Annotated in this window: 18 protein-coding genes; 10 read left to right on the plus strand and 8 right to left on the minus strand. The window is 39.5% G+C overall.

Annotated elements, in window-relative coordinates:
- The 3 genes from lrp to DPV95_RS01440 form a co-directional block, all read right to left on the minus strand.
- On the minus strand, positions 1-480 hold the full coding sequence (lrp, locus tag DPV95_RS01430; RefSeq protein ID WP_005695827.1) for a leucine-responsive transcriptional regulator Lrp: 480 nt from the start codon (positions 478-480) through the stop codon (positions 1-3).
- An 82-nt stretch (positions 481-562) separates the two neighbouring features.
- Positions 563-1,942, minus strand: coding sequence for a DNA repair protein RadA (radA, locus tag DPV95_RS01435; RefSeq protein ID WP_049367431.1), 1,380 nt, complete (start codon positions 1,940-1,942; stop codon positions 563-565).
- Between the two features lie 26 nt (positions 1,943-1,968).
- Positions 1,969-2,991, minus strand: a complete 1,023-nt coding sequence (locus tag DPV95_RS01440) for a CYTH domain-containing protein (protein WP_049367430.1) — start codon at positions 2,989-2,991, stop codon at positions 1,969-1,971.
- Between the two features lie 138 nt (positions 2,992-3,129).
- Between DPV95_RS01440 and DPV95_RS01445 the strand changes: the two genes are divergently transcribed.
- The 7 genes from DPV95_RS01445 (at position 3,130) to DPV95_RS01475 (ending at position 9,657) form a co-directional block, all read left to right on the plus strand.
- Positions 3,130-3,810 carry a TIGR00153 family protein gene (locus DPV95_RS01445; protein WP_049367429.1) on the plus strand — a complete coding sequence of 227 codons (681 nt, stop codon included), beginning with the start codon at positions 3,130-3,132 and terminating at the stop codon, positions 3,808-3,810.
- A gap of 35 nt (positions 3,811-3,845) precedes the next feature.
- A complete protein-coding gene (locus tag DPV95_RS01450) occupies positions 3,846-5,108 on the plus strand; it encodes an inorganic phosphate transporter (RefSeq protein ID WP_049367428.1) in 1,263 nt (420 codons plus the stop codon).
- Positions 5,109-5,182: 74 nt separating this feature from the next.
- The gene (locus DPV95_RS01455; protein ID WP_049367427.1) at positions 5,183-5,791 is read left to right on the plus strand and encodes a TIGR04211 family SH3 domain-containing protein; all 609 of its coding nucleotides are present in this window, start codon (positions 5,183-5,185) and stop codon (positions 5,789-5,791) included.
- 61 nt (positions 5,792-5,852) lie between these two features.
- Positions 5,853-7,097, plus strand: coding sequence for a multifunctional CCA addition/repair protein (locus DPV95_RS01460; protein WP_111406523.1), 1,245 nt, complete (start codon positions 5,853-5,855; stop codon positions 7,095-7,097).
- Positions 7,098-7,161: 64 nt separating this feature from the next.
- Positions 7,162-7,785 (plus strand): lipoprotein insertase outer membrane protein LolB, encoded by a 624-nt coding sequence (gene lolB / locus DPV95_RS01465; RefSeq protein ID WP_111406524.1) that lies wholly within the window; start codon positions 7,162-7,164, stop codon positions 7,783-7,785.
- A complete protein-coding gene (gene ispE, locus DPV95_RS01470; RefSeq protein ID WP_165818916.1) occupies positions 7,773-8,708 on the plus strand; it encodes a 4-(cytidine 5'-diphospho)-2-C-methyl-D-erythritol kinase in 936 nt (311 codons plus the stop codon). Before lolB ends, ispE begins: the two co-directional genes overlap by 13 nt.
- Position 8,709: 1 nt before the next feature.
- Entirely contained in the window at positions 8,710-9,657 is a 948-nt protein-coding gene (locus DPV95_RS01475; RefSeq protein ID WP_005698775.1) for a ribose-phosphate pyrophosphokinase, read from the plus strand.
- 323 nt (positions 9,658-9,980) lie between these two features.
- Here the strand turns inward: DPV95_RS01475 and mdh are convergent, their stop codons facing one another.
- Complete coding sequence (gene mdh / locus DPV95_RS01480; RefSeq protein WP_049380999.1) at positions 9,981-10,916, minus strand: malate dehydrogenase; 936 nt, start codon at positions 10,914-10,916, stop codon at positions 9,981-9,983.
- A 186-nt stretch (positions 10,917-11,102) separates the two neighbouring features.
- On the opposite strand from mdh, the gene argR reads away from it, so the two are divergent.
- Both argR and DPV95_RS01490 read left to right on the plus strand, forming a co-directional pair.
- On the plus strand, positions 11,103-11,558 hold the full coding sequence (argR, locus tag DPV95_RS01485; protein ID WP_005698809.1) for a transcriptional regulator ArgR: 456 nt from the start codon (positions 11,103-11,105) through the stop codon (positions 11,556-11,558).
- On the plus strand, positions 11,558-12,442 hold the full coding sequence (locus DPV95_RS01490; RefSeq protein ID WP_049381000.1) for a TIGR01777 family oxidoreductase: 885 nt from the start codon (positions 11,558-11,560) through the stop codon (positions 12,440-12,442). Before argR ends, DPV95_RS01490 begins: the two co-directional genes overlap by 1 nt.
- A 40-nt stretch (positions 12,443-12,482) precedes the next feature.
- On the opposite strand, the gene folC is transcribed toward DPV95_RS01490, so the two are convergent.
- From folC to rplY, 4 genes are all read right to left on the minus strand, one after another.
- The gene (folC, locus tag DPV95_RS01495; protein ID WP_111406592.1) at positions 12,483-13,787 is read right to left on the minus strand and encodes a bifunctional tetrahydrofolate synthase/dihydrofolate synthase; all 1,305 of its coding nucleotides are present in this window, start codon (positions 13,785-13,787) and stop codon (positions 12,483-12,485) included.
- Positions 13,788-13,791: 4 nt separating this feature from the next.
- On the minus strand, positions 13,792-14,682 hold the full coding sequence (accD, locus tag DPV95_RS01500) for an acetyl-CoA carboxylase, carboxyltransferase subunit beta (protein WP_049381001.1): 891 nt from the start codon (positions 14,680-14,682) through the stop codon (positions 13,792-13,794).
- A gap of 65 nt (positions 14,683-14,747) precedes the next feature.
- Positions 14,748-15,542, minus strand: coding sequence for a tRNA pseudouridine(38-40) synthase TruA (gene truA, locus DPV95_RS01505; protein WP_049381002.1), 795 nt, complete (start codon positions 15,540-15,542; stop codon positions 14,748-14,750).
- A 103-nt stretch (positions 15,543-15,645) separates the two neighbouring features.
- Positions 15,646-15,933, minus strand: coding sequence for a 50S ribosomal protein L25 (gene rplY / locus DPV95_RS01510; RefSeq protein ID WP_005698823.1), 288 nt, complete (start codon positions 15,931-15,933; stop codon positions 15,646-15,648).
- 226 nt (positions 15,934-16,159) lie between these two features.
- On the opposite strand from rplY, the gene DPV95_RS01515 reads away from it, so the two are divergent.
- Entirely contained in the window at positions 16,160-16,765 is a 606-nt protein-coding gene (locus DPV95_RS01515) for a DedA family protein (protein ID WP_111406526.1), read from the plus strand.
- Positions 16,766-17,041: the final 276 nt, after the last annotated feature.

Consider the following 17,041-nt stretch of genomic DNA (forward strand, 5'->3'; position numbering starts at 1 on the left):
TTATTTTAGTACGAGATAATTAGTTTGTTTCACTTCTTCCATTACAACATAAGTTCGGGTGTCATTTACACCTGGTAAGCGCAATAATGTGGTACCCAATAATTTTCGATATGCGGCCATATCTGCTACACGTGTTTTGAGTAAATAATCGAAATCACCTGATACCAAATGACATTCAAGAATTTCATCAAGTGCTTGAATCGCGGCATTAAACTCTTCGAAAACATCAGGTTTACCTCGCACGAGCGTAATCTCAACGATCACCAATAAAGGCGCATCCAGTAATTCAGGATTTAATAATGCACGATAGCCCATAATCACACCTTGTTTTTCTAAGCGTTTTACCCTTTCTAAACAAGGTGTTGGCGATAACCCAACTTTCTTTGATAAATCGATATTAGAGATTTTACCGTTGCGTTGTAATTCATTTAAGATTTTGATATCAATACTATCCAACGCTTTATTTAATTTCTTTTCCATAACCTTTCCTTATGTACGGCGCATATTCTATCTAATTTATCAAAAACTTTCAGTAATCAGACAACAATAGGACAACGTTTTTTTAGAAATTATCCAAAATGGCAAGTGCATCGGCGAGTTTTTTCACCGTAAAAACTTCCATATTTTCGACCGCACTTTTGGGTTTATTGGAGAAAGGCACAATCGCACGTTTAAAGCCATGTTTTGCCGCTTCACTAATACGTTCTTGACCACTGGTCACCGGGCGAATTTCACCCGCTAAACCTACTTCACCAAAGACAACTAAATCTTGTGGTAATGGTCGATTACGGAAACTGGAAATTAATGCAAGTAATAACGCAAGATCTGCTCCGGTTTCCCCGACTTTTACCCCACCAACGACATTCACAAAAACATCTTGATCCGACATTTGTAATCCACCATGACGATGCAATACCGCAAGCAATAAGGCTAAACGATTTTGTTCTAACCCCACCGCAACTCGACGCGGATTAGCGAGCATGGAATGATCCACCAACGCTTGAATTTCCACCAAAAGCGGACGCGTTCCTTCCCACAGCACCATCACAGAGCTACCTGGTGTTTGTTCATCGCCCCGACTTAAGAAAATCGCCGATGGATTTTTTACCTCACGCAAGCCTTGCTCTGTCATACCAAATACCCCAAGCTCATTCACTGCACCAAAACGGTTTTTATGGCTACGTAACGTACGGAAACGGGAATCAGCCTCCCCTTCTAGCAATAACGAACAGTCAATGGCATGTTCCAATACTTTCGGACCCGCAAGGGTGCCGTCTTTAGTGACATGTCCAACCATAATGATAGCGACCTGTCGGGTTTTCGCATAACGAGTCAGGAAAGAGGCACATTCACGCACTTGTGCCACACTTCCTGGAGAAGATTGAATATCCGAAAGATGCATAACCTGAATCGAGTCTACTACGATAATTTGCGGTTTTAGTTGATCCGCCAAATTACAAATTTGCTCAACCGATGTTTCAGATAACATATTTAATTTATCTGTCGGTAGATTCAAGCGATTAGCTCGCATGGCAACTTGTTGAAGTGACTCTTCCCCTGTTACATAAAGTGCGGTCATATTTTTTGCTAATCCACACATCACTTGAAGTAACAAGGTACTTTTCCCCGCACCAGGATGCCCACCAATTAAAATGGCACTCCCCGGCACGATCCCGCCACCTAACACGCGATCTAATTCTTTAAATCCACTGGTGAAACGCGGTGTTTCTTGTAAGCTAATTTCAGAAAGCGTTTGGATTTTTGCGCGAGTTTCTCCTGCATAACCACTAAAACGATCATTTTTTGTGGAATTTGAGGCTGAAATTAACCGCACTTCACTAATCGTATTCCACGCTTTACAGGCAGAACATTGCCCTTGCCAGCGCGAAAATTCCGCGCCACAATCATTACATACATAAGCGGTTTTAGGAGCTTTTGCCATTTTTACTATCCTTTAGAGAACCCGTTTTACGCCATCAACATCATTAAACCAAGCATTCTTTCAAAATACTCTCGACTCTTTAGTAATGCTTTTAACTTTTCAATAGTTTGAACATTATCTTTTGTTTCGCTATGAAAGGTAATCAAGCCTTTTATTTTATTAAGGAAAAATTGATTACTAGCTAATAACTCAGATGATCGATTTTCTTCCAGTTTTTCAAACAGGGCTTTGTGGTCATCATAATAATGATAAAGATTGAAAAATGCGCCTACACGTTCAACGGTCTTCATAAAATCGAAAGCAAACACATCCGTTGGGAATGAAAGCGTTTCTTCAATTAATTGTTGTTCCATTTTCATGACCGCACTCAATTTCTGGCGAGAATCTACCGCACTTCCCTCACGTTCCTCTTTTAAGAAATCACGCCATTTGTTTAGCCAATCAATTAAAAGTGGTTTGCTACCTAATTGATAGCCGCGTTTTGCTTTGCTTGCTGAACTAAAATAAACATCCTGTTCAAAAGGTAAAAGTGAGACAAAATGGAAAAGATCTGAAACAAGCCCTTCTTTTAATTCAAATTCAATTTCACAGATAGGCTGTGTTTTCTCCCCAGACAGAATCTTCCCTTGATCAAAAGCCACTTCAATTTTTGATGCACCAAACGCAATTAACCAAAAAGTGCGGTTAAAATCTGTTGAGAAAATCGGTTGTAATGTAGCGGAAGGTAAGTTTTCAAATGGATACAATGAGGTTAATTGTTCCGTTGTGGGTACGGAATTATCAGGTATAGATAAATTGTATTCTGGACGGCTATGCAATCCGCCAACCACTTTTCCGTCTGTTTTTAAAGTGAGTGTGAAATCATTATTTTCTCGACGAACACGCAATCCCATTTTTTGTTTCGCCAAAAAATGATCAAGATAATCGAAATAAGTATTTCCTAAGAAGACAGTATTTTGTTCTAAGATTTTGAATTGATTTAGATGTGTTTTTAAGGTATCGAAAGCATCAGAGGTAACTGCAAGCTTTAATTCAACTTCATTACTCATTTTATTTTTCCTTATTATTTTTAACTGTTTAAATATACAGATATTTTTATACAAATCAAGATCTTTTTCGTGTATTTCCTTATAAAATCAGGTAATATGCAACCGAAATTTTAACCCTTGTTATGGAGTAAAACACCTATGGCAATGAATAATATTCTCGGATTATTTGCCCATTCTCCTTTAAAACCACTGCAGAAACATTCTGACAAAGTGACTGAATGTTGTGATTTATTAATTCCATTCTTCCAACATACCTTTGTAAAACAATGGGATGATGCGGAAAAAACACGCCTAGATATTTCTCAATGTGAACGTGAAGCAGATAGTTTAAAACGCGAAATCCGTTTGAAATTGCCTCGCGGTTTATTTTTACCTATTGATCGTACCGATTTACTTGAGTTAGTCACCCAACAAGACAAATTAGCTAACTATGCTAAAGATATTGCGGGTCGTATGATTGGTCGCCAGTTTGGTATTCCTGAAGAAATGCAGGAAGAATTTTTGCACTATGTGAAACGTAGTTTAGATTCTATTCATCAAGCTCATTTAGTGATTGAAGAAATGGATAAACTACTTGAAACCGGTTTCAAAGGCCGTGAACTGAAATTAGTGAATACCATGATCCAAGAATTAGATTCTATCGAAGATGATACGGATCAAATGCAAATAAAATTACGCAAAATGCTATACACAATTGAAAGCCGTTATAACCCTATTGATGTAATGTTCTTATATAAAATCATCGAATGGGTAGGCGTATTAGCCGATCAAGCTCAACGTGTTGGATCTCGCATTGAATTAATGCTAGCCCGTTCCTAATTTTGACGACATTAACTACAACATAGGAAATCACTATGGAAATTATTAATGCATACGGCACGTGGTTAGTCTTAATTACCGCGGCATTCGGTTTTTTTATGGCATTTGGTATTGGTGCCAACGACGTATCAAACTCAATGGGCACCTCGGTTGGTTCGGGAACGATTACCGCCAAACAAGCGATCATTATTGCCCTTATCTTTGAATCTGCCGGGGCTTATTTGGCCGGCGGAGAAGTAACTGAAACCATCAAAAGTGGAGTGATCGACCCCACTCAATTTGTCGACATGCCAGACGTATTGGCATTAGGGATGCTTTCTGCTCTCTTTGCATCAGGTGCTTGGTTGTTTATCGCCACCAAAATGGGTTGGCCCGTTTCAGGTACTCACACCATCATCGGGGCTTTAATTGGTTTTGCTTGTATTACGATTGGTCCAAGTTCTGTGGACTGGTCCACCATCGGTGGGATCGTTGGAAGTTGGTTTATCACCCCCGTGATTGCTGGGCTTTTAGCCTATACCATCTTTGCAAGTATCCAGAAACTCATTTTCGATACCGAAGAACCGCTGAAAAATGCACAAAAATATGGCCCTTACTACATGGCGATTACTGCATTCGTACTTTGTATCGTTACCATGGCAAAAGGTTTAAAGCACGTTGGTTTAAATCTTTCCAACAATGAAACGCTCGTTATTTCATTGCTCATCAGTATTGTTGGTATGATTTTCTGTCATTTCTACTTCCGCAGTAAAACCTTTACCGCAAAAGCAAGAAAAGGCTCATTCGGATCAGTAGAAAAGATTTTTAGTATCTTAATGCTTCTTACTGCTTGTGCTATGGCGTTCGCACATGGTTCTAATGACGTTGCTAATGCAATTGGTCCGCTTTCTTCCGTGGTATCAATCGTGCAAAATGGTGGAAAAATCATTAGCGGTGGAGATTTAGCTTGGTGGATTCTACCTTTAGGTGCATTAGGTATCGCCATTGGTCTTATCGCAATGGGGCAAAAAGTGATGGCAACCGTTGGATCAGGTATCACAGATTTAACCCCAAGTCGTGGTTTTGCTGCGCAATTTGCAACAGCGATGACTGTCGTTGTAGCATCAGGTACAGGTCTACCTATCTCCACCACACAAACTTTAGTAGGGGCTATTTTAGGTATTGGCTTCGCTCGTGGTATTGCAGCGCTTAACTTAACGGTTATCCGTAATATCATTAGTTCATGGGTTGTGACCTTACCTGCGGGTGCATTCTTTGCGATCGTGATTTTCTACATCCTTCGCGCGATTTTCCACTAGTATAATTATTAAAAGTGCGGTTATTTTTCATTTCATTTTCCGACCGCACTTTCTTCATGAATCTAGGAAGTATTATGTCAAAAGTGAGCAAACTTTTATTTTCTTGTGTTTTACTGGTCTCAACCATTGGGACAGTTCAAGCTGAAACGCAATATGTGACAGAAAATCTGAACACATATTTACGCCGTGGTGCAGGTGATCAGTTTAAGATCGCGGGTGCAATCCAGTCTGGCGAAGCCGTAACAGTCTTAGAACAACAAGGAAAATATACCCTGATTCGTGATAATAAAAATCGCGAGGCGTGGATTTTAACCTCTGAACTAAGTTCTACCCCTAGTAGCCGTGAAGAAAATCCAAGATTAAAAGCACAGGTTCAAGAATTAACGTTAAAGCTAAATCGTGTCGATTCAGATTGGCAACAACGCATAAACGAAATTCAACGCCGTAGCAAACAAGCTGAACAACAAAGCAGTGAATTGCTTGAGCAAAATTCACAACTTAAACGTGAATTAGAAATGACGAAAAATAAAAATCGTGATTTAGAAGCCATGCTTGATGCCAATAAACGTGAAATTGCGATTCAATGGTTTATTTATGGCGGTTCTGTGTTGGGCGTAGGTTTGTTAATCGGTCTTGTATTACCTCACATTTTACCTAGACGTAAACGCCGTGATAGCTGGTAATGATTCATCGTAGAGGTAGGCATTTGCCTACCTTTTCTTTATATTTTGACGGGAGAGCAAAATGGAAATTTATCTTGTCGGCGGTGCTGTACGTGATCAACTTTTAGGTTTACCGATTAAAGATCGTGACTGGGTTGTCGTGGGTGCTACACCAGAAATGTTGTTAGCCCAAGGTTATCAACAAGTCGGCAAAGACTTCCCTGTTTTTCTGAATCCTGCCAATCATGAAGAATATGCGCTTGCTCGTACAGAACGAAAATCAGGTAAAGGTTACACCGGATTTATTTGTGATTTTTCAGATGATATTACGCTTGAACAAGATTTAATTCGTCGAGATCTCACCATTAATGCCATTGCCCAAGACAAAGATGGCAAGCTGCACGATCCTTATCATGGTGTAGAGGATATTCATCAACGTATTTTACGTCATATTTCACCTGCTTTTGCTGAAGATCCACTGCGTGTATTACGTGTTGCACGCTTTGCGGCTCGCTTTCATCATTTAGGTTTTTCTATTGCCGAAGAAACCCTTAAATTAATGGCTGAACTCTCTGAACAAGGTGAACTCGCCCACTTAACGGCTGAGCGTGTTTGGATGGAAACGGAAAAAGCATTAAACGAACCGCATCCTGAAATTTATTTTGAAACACTACATCAAGTCGGCGCCCTCAAAGTACTCTTCCCTGAGATTGCCGCCTTAGATGGGGTACCGAATCCAGCCAAATACCACCCTGAAATTGACAGCTTTATTCATACTATGCTCGTATTGCAACAAGCCGTTAAACTCACTGAAAATAGCAATTTGAATAAAAGTGCGGTCCGTTTTGCAGCGATTTGTCATGATCTTGGAAAAGCCCTTACCCCAAAAGAAATGTGGCCAAGTCATCATGGTCACGAAAAAGCCGGGATTAAACCGACTCGTTCATTATGCAAACGCTTTAGAATCCCTAATTATATTCAAGAATTAGCTGAATTAACTTGTGAATATCACACGCATGTGCATAAAGCCTTAGAGCTTCGTCCTGAAACAGTGGTAAAACTCTTTAATACGTTTGACGTTTGGCGCAAGCCTCAGCGCTTTGAAGAATTCTTATTGGTATGTTTATCTGATACTCGCGGGCGAACGGGATTTGAAAATAAAGAATATCCACAAATTGATTATCTCAAAGCGCTCTACCAAGCTGCTCTTGCTGTTGATGTAAAGCAAGTCATTGCTGATGGTTTTGAAAAACAAGGTATTCGAGATGAATTAACGCGTCGAAGAATTGCCGCGGTGAAAGCGGAGAAAACTCGCTTAAACGCTTAATCAAGCTTTACTAAAAGTAAACTAACCCTTACAATATGTGCAATTTTTTAGTAAATATTTTGTTATGAAATTATTAAAATCGCTTCTCGTGCCTGTACTTGCCAGTGCGATCTTATCCGCTTGTACTCTTGATACAGAGCGCCCAACAGATGTTCAACATATCGATAAAAACGATATTACGTGGCAACAGCACCTCAAAAAAATCAAACAAATTCAATATTATAGCACCAAAGGACAAATTGGTTACATCAGTCCACAAGAGCGTTTTTCTAGTCGCTTTGAGTGGCAATATCAAAACCCGAAAGCCTATAAGTTAAAACTTTATTCTCTCATTAGCAAAACAACGCTAACCATGGAGATGCATCCTAATGGCATGACTATTTCGGATAATAAGGGCAACCAGCAATCTGATAAAAACGCCAAATTATTGCTACGTGAAATCATCGGAATGGATGTACCATTAGAGCATTTATCTTATTGGTTAAAAGGTCAGCCAGCGGATAACGCCGATTACCAAGTTGGAACGAATCACCTTTTATCTGAATTTAGCTACCCACTTGATGGCTCGATGTGGACAGCCGATTACTTAAGTTATCATGCAGATAATTCGATGCCTGAAAATATTCTATTAAAGAATAAAAGTACATCGCAAACCCTAAAAATTCGTGTGGATGAATGGGCGTTCTAATGAAAACACATCACTTTATGACCGCACTTTCAACTTCTCTTGGAAAGCCTAACCGCTTCCCAAGCCCCGCAAAACTCAATTTATTTCTCTATATAAACGGTAAACTGCCAAACGGCTACCACGAATTACAAACGCTTTTCCAATTTCTCGATTTTGGCGATTGGCTCACCATTGATATTCGCCAAGATAAACAAATCTGTATCACGCCTGAAATTCCAGACTTACCTCTAGAGCAAAATTTAATCTATCGTGCAGCGACACTACTACAAGAAAAAACAGGCTGTACGCTCGGTGCCACAATTCATTTAGATAAAATTTTGCCAATAGGCGGTGGTATTGGGGGTGGTTCATCCAATGCGGCAACGACTCTGCTCGCTTTAAACTATTTATGGCAAACCCATTTATCCATTGATGAACTTGCTGAACTCGGACTAAAACTCGGGGCTGATGTACCCATCTTTATTCATGGCCAAGCCGCTTTTGCAGAAGGCGTAGGTGAAAAAATCCAATACAGTGAACCACAAGAAAAATATTATGTGGTACTAAAACCTGAACCTGCGATTTCTACTGCGGTGGTCTTTAGCGATCCCGATTTGCCTCGCAATACAGAAAAAAGATCCCTTGCCGAACTTTTGAATCAACCGTTTGCAAACGATTGCGAAAAAGTCGTGCTAACTCAATATCCTGAAGTTGAAAAAGCCCTACTATGGTTGCTACAATATGCACCAGCCAGATTAACCGGAACCGGATCTTGTGTTTTTGCTGAATTTAATGATGAAAAATCAGCAAAAACTGTTTTACAAAAAAAACCGAAAGAATTGTTTGGCTTTGTAGCTAAAGGATTGAACACTTCTCCTTTACATACAATGCTAAAACGACTCTCAACCAACCAATTTATCCATTCTCAACCTGAGGTTATATAAAATGCCAGACATTAAACTCTTTGCAGGAAATGCTACACCTGAGCTAGCAAAAAAGATTTCTGAACGTCTTTACATTTCATTAGGCGATGCCACTGTTGGACGCTTTAGCGATGGTGAAATCCAAGTGCAAATTAATGAAAATGTGCGTGGTGCAGACGTGTTTATTATTCAATCCACTTGTGCACCAACGAATGACAACCTGATGGAATTAATTGTAATGGTTGATGCTTTACGTCGTGCATCTGCCGGCCGTATTACTGCCGTTGTTCCTTATTTTGGTTATGCTCGTCAAGATCGTCGTGTGCGTTCTGCTCGTGTTCCAATCACAGCAAAAGTGGTAGCAGATTTACTTTCAACTGTAGGGATTGACCGCGTATTAACTTGTGACTTACACGCAGAGCAAATCCAAGGTTTCTTTGATGTACCGGTTGATAACGTATTCGGTTCACCTGTTTTACTTGATGACATCTTGAAGAAAACGGATCTTGTCAATCCTATCGTTGTTTCTCCAGATATCGGTGGTGTTGTTCGTGCTCGTGCAGTTGCGAAATTATTAAATGATACAGAGATGGCGATTATCGATAAACGTCGTCCACGAGCAAACGTATCACAAGTTATGCATATTATCGGGGATGTTGCAGATCGTGATTGTATCCTTGTGGATGACATGATTGATACAGGTGGTACATTATGTAAAGCGGCTGAAGCATTAAAAGAACGTGGTGCAAAACGCGTATTTGCTTACGCAACTCACGCCGTATTCTCTGGCGCAGCTGCACAACATTTAGCGAGCGATGCCATTGATGAAATCGTGGTAACGGATACTGTGCCACTTTCACCTGAAATGAAAGCACTTGGTAAAGTACGCGTGCTGACTCTTTCAACTATGCTTGCTGAAGCAATTCGTCGTATCAGCAATGAAGAATCTATTTCAGCAATGTTTGAATAATTCTTTCGCTTAGTATTCATTTTAAAAGTGCGGTCAGAAAATCCAATGTTTTTTTGACCGCACTTTTTTATGCTTCAACTAAAAATAAGGCAAAAAAAAGTGCCCCACTGGGGCACTACTCGGAAAGCAAAATAGATGTCGGCTATTTAAAAATAGCACTTGTTTTTAGTGATTTAAGAATACGGCAAAGTCCTTTATATTGCAAATAGCAATGTTCAAATTTGTGAGCTAAATCACGATTTTTCTTCACTTTTTTATGTTTAATCGTTTTCGTATAAAAAAAGAGGAGCATACAGCTCCTCTTCTCTAGAAATAGAATTAAATTAACCGTTAATAAATTTTTCGCCTAATTCAATATCTGCACGCAATGTTGGTAACATTGCTTCTAAAGCTTCTTGTTCAAATTTGCTTAAGGTACCGATTGGTAAAATTTCTTCTACACCTTCTTTACCTAAACGTACTGGTTGAGCGAAGAAACGTGCGTATTTACCATCACCTTCTACATAAGTACATTCAACCACAGTTTCGCCACTTAAGCCTTTCACTAATGAACGCGCAAAACGTGCTGCTGCTTGAGCCATAGAAAGTGTCGCAGAACCGCCACCTGCTTTTGCTTCAACCACTTCAGTACCTGCATTTTGGATACGTTTTGTTAATGGTGCAATTTCCTCTTCTTTCCACTCAGCATATTGAACTTGTGAAAGTAATGGAAGAATCGTCACACCTGAGTGGCCGCCAATTACCGGTACGCTTGTACGAGAAACATTTAAGCCTTTTAATTCAGATACGAATGTTTCAGAACGTAACACGTCTAAAGTGGTGACACCGAATAATTTACGTTTGTCATAAACACCCGCTTTTTTCAATACTTCTGCAGCAATCGCAACCGTCGTGTTCACAGGGTTGGTAATAATACCTACACAAGCTTTTGGACAAGTTTTTGCAACATGTTCAATTAAGTTACGCACGATCCCCGCATTGATGTTGAAAAGATCTGAACGATCCATACCCGGTTTACGTGCTACCCCTGCAGAAATTAAAACGACATCAGCACCTTTAAGGGCTGGTGTTGGATCTTCTCCCGCAAAACCTTCTACTTTCACCGCTGTTGGAATATGGCTCACATCTTTAGCCACACCTGGTGTCACTGGTGCAATATCATAAAGTGCTAATTCACTTTCAGCGGGTAATTGTAATTTAAGTAATAAGGCTAATGCTTGACCAATACCGCCTGCTGCGCCTAATACTGCAATTTTCATAAAATACTCCTTATGTATTAATTAATCCTAACTAGGTAGGATTTTAAAGTCTTGCCCATTAAATTACAAACAGAGAAATTCAATTATGCGATCTAGCTCAAACTTTTCAAATGATAAGTTTATTTTAATTGCTTAAAATGAATTTTTATGCAATTCTTATGCAAATTCCCCTATACGAGAATAACTATGTCAGATCAATTAACAAAAGCATTTAAAGAACTGCTCCATCAAGAACGATTTGCTTCTCAGAGTGAAATTGTTGACGCCTTAAAAAACCAAGGATTTCAAAGCATTAACCAGTCTAAAGTTTCACGCATGCTAAGTAAATTTGGTGCAGTTCGTGCGAGAAATACGAAAATGGAAATGGTGTATTGCTTACCAAGTGAATTAAGTGTACCCGCTACCAGCAGTCCATTAAAAAATTTGGTTTTGGATATTGATCACAATGATTTCGTTATCGTCATTAAAACCTCTCCAGGTGCCGCGCAGTTGATTGCCCGCTTATTGGATTCCATTGGTAAACCAGAAGGCATTTTAGGCACGATTGCGGGAGATGACACCATTTTTGTAACACCAACAAAAGACACAACCATCAAATCGCTTTTAGGACAAATTCAAACGCTCTTTGAAAGCAATCTATAATGAATATCTTAGTGACCGGTGGAACCGGATTTGTTGGGAAACCCTTGGTTGAATCGCTACTTTCACGTGGCGATAGCATTACCGTATTAACTCGCTCGATTGAAAAAGCCCAAGCTGTTTTTCCTGAAAAAACACCGAAATTTTTGACCGCACTTTCAACACTCAAAGACTTAAATGAATTTGATGCGGTCATTAATCTTGCCGGTGAGCCAATCTTCGATAAAAGATGGACAGTTCAACAAAAAGAGAAACTGCGTCATAGCCGTATTGATTTAACACAGCAGCTTGTTCAACTTATTAATCAAAGTGAACATCCTCCAGTCTTGATTTCAGGTTCAGCAACGGGAATTTATGGAAACGGTGGCGAAGATATACTTACCGAAGACACAAATCCAAGTACTCAATTTACTGCACAGCTTTGTATTGATTGGGAAAATGCAGCAAAACAAGCTAACACAAGAGTCTGTTTAGTCAGAACGGGATTAGCGCTTTCTCCAAAAGGCGGGGCTTTTGCAAAAATCCTTCCGCTCTATCGCTTCGGATTAGGTGGCAAATTAGGGAATGGCGAGCAATATTGGAGCTGGATCGCATTAGAGGATATGGTAAAAGGACTGCTCTTCTTACTTGACCATAATGATTGTGAAGGTGCATTTAATTTTACTGCACCACATCCTGTTAAAAACAAGACATTCAACCAATTATTAGGTCAAGCATTACATCGGCCTTGTTTTGCTCAAGTGCCTCAATTTTTACTCACCACTCTTCTAGGTGAACGTGCTTGTATTCTTTTAGATAGCCAAAACGCCTATCCCAAACATTTGTTAGATTGCGGATTTACATTCGAATACTCTGAATTAAGGGATTACTTTCACAAAATACTTTAAAAACAAAAGGCTGGTCAAAACCAGCCTTTATTATTTTTCATTATGCTAAATATTCCAAAAACTCTCCCACTGTGTGGAAAGATCCAAATATCAGCACAATGTCATTTTTATCGGCATTTTTAACCGCACTTTGTACACCTTTAGCTACAGAATCTTCAGAAACACTTTTTTCTGATGGGCAAACTGTTTTTAATTTTGCATTTAGGTCATCGCCAGATTGACCACGGTAACCACCTAATGTGACACAATACCATTGGTCAATAACAGAAGTAAGTTGAGTAAATACCGACTCCGCATCTTTATCTTTCAGCATACCGCAAACTGCAATGATACGACCTGAAATCTGTGCTTTAAGTGAAGTCAATTTTTTGGCTAAATATTTTGCTGCATGAGGGTTATGCCCCACATCGATGATCACTTTTGGCAACTGTGAATAAGGGACATTCAAGCGGGCTGCCAGTTTTTCTAACTGATTGCCTTTCAATTGTTGAAAGCGCCCCACTAATTCCACTTCAATTAATGAACGTTTAATGGTCTCGACAGAAATATCAAAAGGTAATTGCTCAACAGCCGCCAAAGCGGTTGCTGCATTGGCTAATGGAATTTGGCAAAACGGCAAATTTTCTAACCGCACTTTGTTGCTCTGCCACATCCAAGTTTGCTCATTGGCTTTAAACGACCAATTAACATCTCGACGTGAAACGTAGCAATGTAATTCCTCCACTTGTTCTAACATAGGTTGCGGAACATTGGGTTCGCCAATCACAACCGGTTTGTTTGCACGGAAAATACCTGCTTTTTCAAAGCTAATTTCTTCACGTGTTGAACCTAGAAAATCCGTATGATCAATATCAATACTGGTGATAACGGCCAGATCATTATCGACAATATTGGTTGCGTCCAAACGCCCACCAAGCCCTACCTCAAGAATCACAACATCAAGTTTCGCTTGTTTGAATAAATGCAAAGCCGACAACGTGCTAAATTCAAAATAAGTAAGAGACTGAGTTTTATGATTTTCGATAAAATCAAAAGAAGCGGTATGCATTTCATCCGGCAAGTCTTGATTTTGAATACGAACACGTTCGTTATAACGTAATAAATGGGGGGAAGAATACACACCCACACGCAAGCCGTGATTTAACAAAATGGTTTCAAGCAAACGGCAAGTCGTGCCTTTACCATTTGTGCCCCCTACCGTGATCACATAAGACGTGGGATTCAAAAGATCCAATTCTTCTGCCACTGACTTAATACGCTCTAGCCCCAAATCAATCGCTTTGAAGTGACTGTTTTCCAAATAAGAAAGCCACTCAGCGAGTGGCGAAGTGGCTTTTAAATTCATTGTATTAGGCATTTTCAACAACTTCTACTTCAACAAAAGGTGAGGGTTGATTGGTGAGTTTGCTTAAAAGGTTTCCAAGGGTTGAACGCATTTCTGAACGTTTCACTATCATATCAATCGCCCCTTTTTCAAGTAAGAATTCACTACGTTGGAAGCCTTCCGGTAATTTCTCACGTACAGTTTGTTCAATAACACGTGGGCCTGCAAAACCGATTAATGCTTTTGGCTCAGCGATGTTCACATCACCTAACATGGCAAAACTTGCAGATACCCCACCTAATGTAGGATCCGTTAATACCGAAATAAACGGCACGCCTTTTTCACGCATTTTTGCTAACACCGCACTGGTTTTCGCCATTTGCATTAAGGAGAAAAGGGCTTCTTGCATACGTGCACCGCCACTTGCAGAGAAACAAACGAATGGACAATTTAATTCCATTGCTTTTTCTGCCGCTTTTACAAATTTTGCTCCTACAACCGAGCCCATTGAACCGCCCATGAAGCTAAAGTTTGAAGCCGCAACAACAATAGGCATATTGTAAAGTGTACCGGTCATTGTGATTAACGCATCTTTTTCGCCCGTTTCTTTTTGAGCAGCAGAAATACGATCTTTATATTTTTTTAAATCTTTAAATTTAAGAATATCTTTTGGTTCTAAATCAGCCGATAGTTCTTGGCTTGAACCTTCATCTAATAAGGCTAAAAGGCGCTCACGAGCATCAATACGCATATGATGACCGCATTTTGGACAAACATATAAATTACGTTTTACTTCTTCACCGTAAAGAACTTGTTCACAAGAGGTACATTTTGTCCAAACCCCTTCTGGTACGTTAGCTTTACGTGATGCAGAGGAAGAGGTTCCTTTGCTAAAAATTCTATCAATCCAGCTCATTTTTTACCTTTTTTATTAACTAGAAAAGTTTGCGTATTTAATCATAATTTAGCGAAATTTGCTAGTCAGATGAGATTATCTTCTAAAAACAATGGCCCTAAATTTTTCTGTGGAATCGCAAATTTTTCAGGGTAAATGGCATTCACTAAATATAAGCCTTCGGGTTTCGCTGTTGGAGCAGCTAATTTACGATCTTTTTGCTCTAACAACCATTTCATCCACTCAACAGGTTGATTGCCTGCGCCGACCTCTATCAAGCTTCCCACAATATTGCGTACCATATGATGCACAAAAGCATTGGCTTGAATATCCACAATAATGTACTGCCCTTTTCGCACCACATTTAAATGATGCACATTTCGCCAAGGGGTATTCGATTGACATTGTGCCGCGCGGAAAGAGGAAAAATCATTTTCACCCAATAAAAACTGCCCCGCTTGGTGCATTTTCTTTTCGTCTAAATCTAAATGGCAATGGGTAATCCCTTCCGGCAAAATGGCTGAACGTAATTTATTACAATACAAAATATAACGATAACGACGCGCAGTTGCTGAAAAACGAGCATGAAATTCATCATTTACCACTTTTGCCCAACTCACCGAAATATCATCAGGCAAATTCGCATTGGTCCCAAATGCCCAAGCTTTTTCAGGGCGAACCGCTGTAGTTTCAAAATGCACCACTTGTCCTGTGCCATGCACACCTGAGTCTGTTCTACCCGCACAAAACACTTCAATTTTTTCATTTGCCACAAAAGATAACGCTTTTTCTAATTCCTCTTGTACGCTACGCACTTTCTCTTGTCGCTGCCAGCCACAATACTGTTTTCCGTTATATTCAATGCCTAAGGCTATCTTCATTGGAAAATACTCCTAAAACGATTTCAAATTTGACCGCACTTTGCCCGAAAAGAAAAAACACCAATAACTCATCATTATTGGTGTTCTTATCACAAGCTAAAAATTAAGCACGTTTGAAGTCAATGTGAACCAATTTTGGTTTGAATGGGTGACGTTGCATTGCTTGAACTTTCACTGCAACTTCTTTACCTTCAACCACTAAAGTGATTACATCGCTATAGAAAGAATCGTGAGCTTGTGCGTTGTTTAATTCATCATGATTTAAGATGATTGAAACAGGTGCTTCGCTGCCACCATAAATGATTGCAGGGATTTGACCGTTGTGACGCAGGCGGCGGCTCGCACCCTTACCTTGCGCTTGACGAACTTCAGCGTTAAATTTAAATGCCATTTTAATGTTCTCTTGATTAAAAGTTTAAAATAAAAAATTGCAGGCGACCCAGCAATTTTCCTAAATTTGCTCAAAGACAAACTTTGAGAGCGACGGATTATAAAATATTCAGCCCCACAATGCAAATTTACACAGCAAATTTTTTCTAGGCTTTTCAAGGCAAAGCGATTAAAATAAGCCCCAATTTTTAATTAATTTTAACTAACTGATTGTAAGTGGGTTTCAAATGGAATTTCTTATCAGCTTTTTTACCGATTACGGTTATTGGGCGGTGCTATTTGTTCTGATTATTTGTGGCTTTGGTGTACCTATTCCAGAAGATATCACGCTTGTCTCCGGCGGTGTAATTGCAGGGCTCTATCCTGAAAGCGTTAATTCCCACTTAATGTTAGTCGTCAGTATGATTGGCGTACTTGCCGGTGATTCAACCATGTACTGGCTTGGCCGCATTTACGGCACGCGCATTTTACGTTTCCGACCAATGCGTAAAATCGTCACATTAGAACGCCTCAAAATGGTGCGTGAAAAATTTGCCCAATACGGCAACCGTGTTTTATTTGTGGCTCGTTTCCTTCCAGGATTACGCGCACCAATTTATATGGTTTCAGGCATCACCCGCCGTGTCAGCTACACTCGCTTTGTATTCATTGATTTCTGTGCCGCGATTATTTCTGTGCCAATTTGGGTTTACCTTGGCGAATTTGGTGCAAGAAATTTAGACTGGCTCCATGAGCAAATCCAAAAAGGTCAGCTTGTGATTTATATCCTTGTTGGTGCATTAGCGGTTTTCTTATTCTGGAAATGGAAAAAAGCAAAGAAACAATCTAAATAATTTCCTATAAAGTGCGGTTAAAATTTTATAAATTTTCGTCAATAAAAAAACGCTTAATAATTTATTAAGCGTTTTTTGTTTTTTTTAACCTACTCTCACATCTTTATTTTCTCAATAAGCAGAAAAAAGATATCCCTTGAAACTTACATTTCAAGGGACAGAGCTTTGCGAGAAATCTTTTCTCTTATTGTAACAACGTTTTTCATTTCGCAGTGCCATTACAACGAAGTGAATTCTATCTATTTATTTTTTTATCGTCAATATATTTTTTATACA

The organism is Haemophilus parainfluenzae, assembly GCF_003252755.1.
Lineage (GTDB): Bacteria > Pseudomonadota > Gammaproteobacteria > Enterobacterales > Pasteurellaceae > Haemophilus_D > Haemophilus_D parainfluenzae_N.

Coding starts and splice junctions, on each gene's coding strand:
- folC (WP_111406592.1), bottom strand. CDS start 13,787: ATGAATTTAAAAGCCACTTCGCCACTCGCTGAGTGGCTTTCTTATTTG.
- radA (WP_049367431.1), bottom strand. CDS start 1,942: ATGGCAAAAGCTCCTAAAACCGCTTATGTATGTAATGATTGTGGCGCG.
- DPV95_RS01460 (WP_111406523.1), top strand. CDS start 5,853: ATGGAAATTTATCTTGTCGGCGGTGCTGTACGTGATCAACTTTTAGGT.
- DPV95_RS01475 (WP_005698775.1), top strand. CDS start 8,710: ATGCCAGACATTAAACTCTTTGCAGGAAATGCTACACCTGAGCTAGCA.
- DPV95_RS01455 (WP_049367427.1), top strand. CDS start 5,183: ATGTCAAAAGTGAGCAAACTTTTATTTTCTTGTGTTTTACTGGTCTCA.
- rplY (WP_005698823.1), bottom strand. CDS start 15,933: ATGGCATTTAAATTTAACGCTGAAGTTCGTCAAGCGCAAGGTAAGGGT.
- ispE (WP_165818916.1), top strand. CDS start 7,773: ATGGGCGTTCTAATGAAAACACATCACTTTATGACCGCACTTTCAACT.
- DPV95_RS01490 (WP_049381000.1), top strand. CDS start 11,558: ATGAATATCTTAGTGACCGGTGGAACCGGATTTGTTGGGAAACCCTTG.
- DPV95_RS01445 (WP_049367429.1), top strand. CDS start 3,130: ATGGCAATGAATAATATTCTCGGATTATTTGCCCATTCTCCTTTAAAA.
- accD (WP_049381001.1), bottom strand. CDS start 14,682: ATGAGCTGGATTGATAGAATTTTTAGCAAAGGAACCTCTTCCTCTGCA.
- mdh (WP_049380999.1), bottom strand. CDS start 10,916: ATGAAAATTGCAGTATTAGGCGCAGCAGGCGGTATTGGTCAAGCATTA.
- DPV95_RS01515 (WP_111406526.1), top strand. CDS start 16,160: ATGGAATTTCTTATCAGCTTTTTTACCGATTACGGTTATTGGGCGGTG.
- lrp (WP_005695827.1), bottom strand. CDS start 480: ATGGAAAAGAAATTAAATAAAGCGTTGGATAGTATTGATATCAAAATC.
- truA (WP_049381002.1), bottom strand. CDS start 15,542: ATGAAGATAGCCTTAGGCATTGAATATAACGGAAAACAGTATTGTGGC.
- argR (WP_005698809.1), top strand. CDS start 11,103: ATGTCAGATCAATTAACAAAAGCATTTAAAGAACTGCTCCATCAAGAA.
- lolB (WP_111406524.1), top strand. CDS start 7,162: ATGAAATTATTAAAATCGCTTCTCGTGCCTGTACTTGCCAGTGCGATC.
- DPV95_RS01440 (WP_049367430.1), bottom strand. CDS start 2,991: ATGAGTAATGAAGTTGAATTAAAGCTTGCAGTTACCTCTGATGCTTTC.
- DPV95_RS01450 (WP_049367428.1), top strand. CDS start 3,846: ATGGAAATTATTAATGCATACGGCACGTGGTTAGTCTTAATTACCGCG.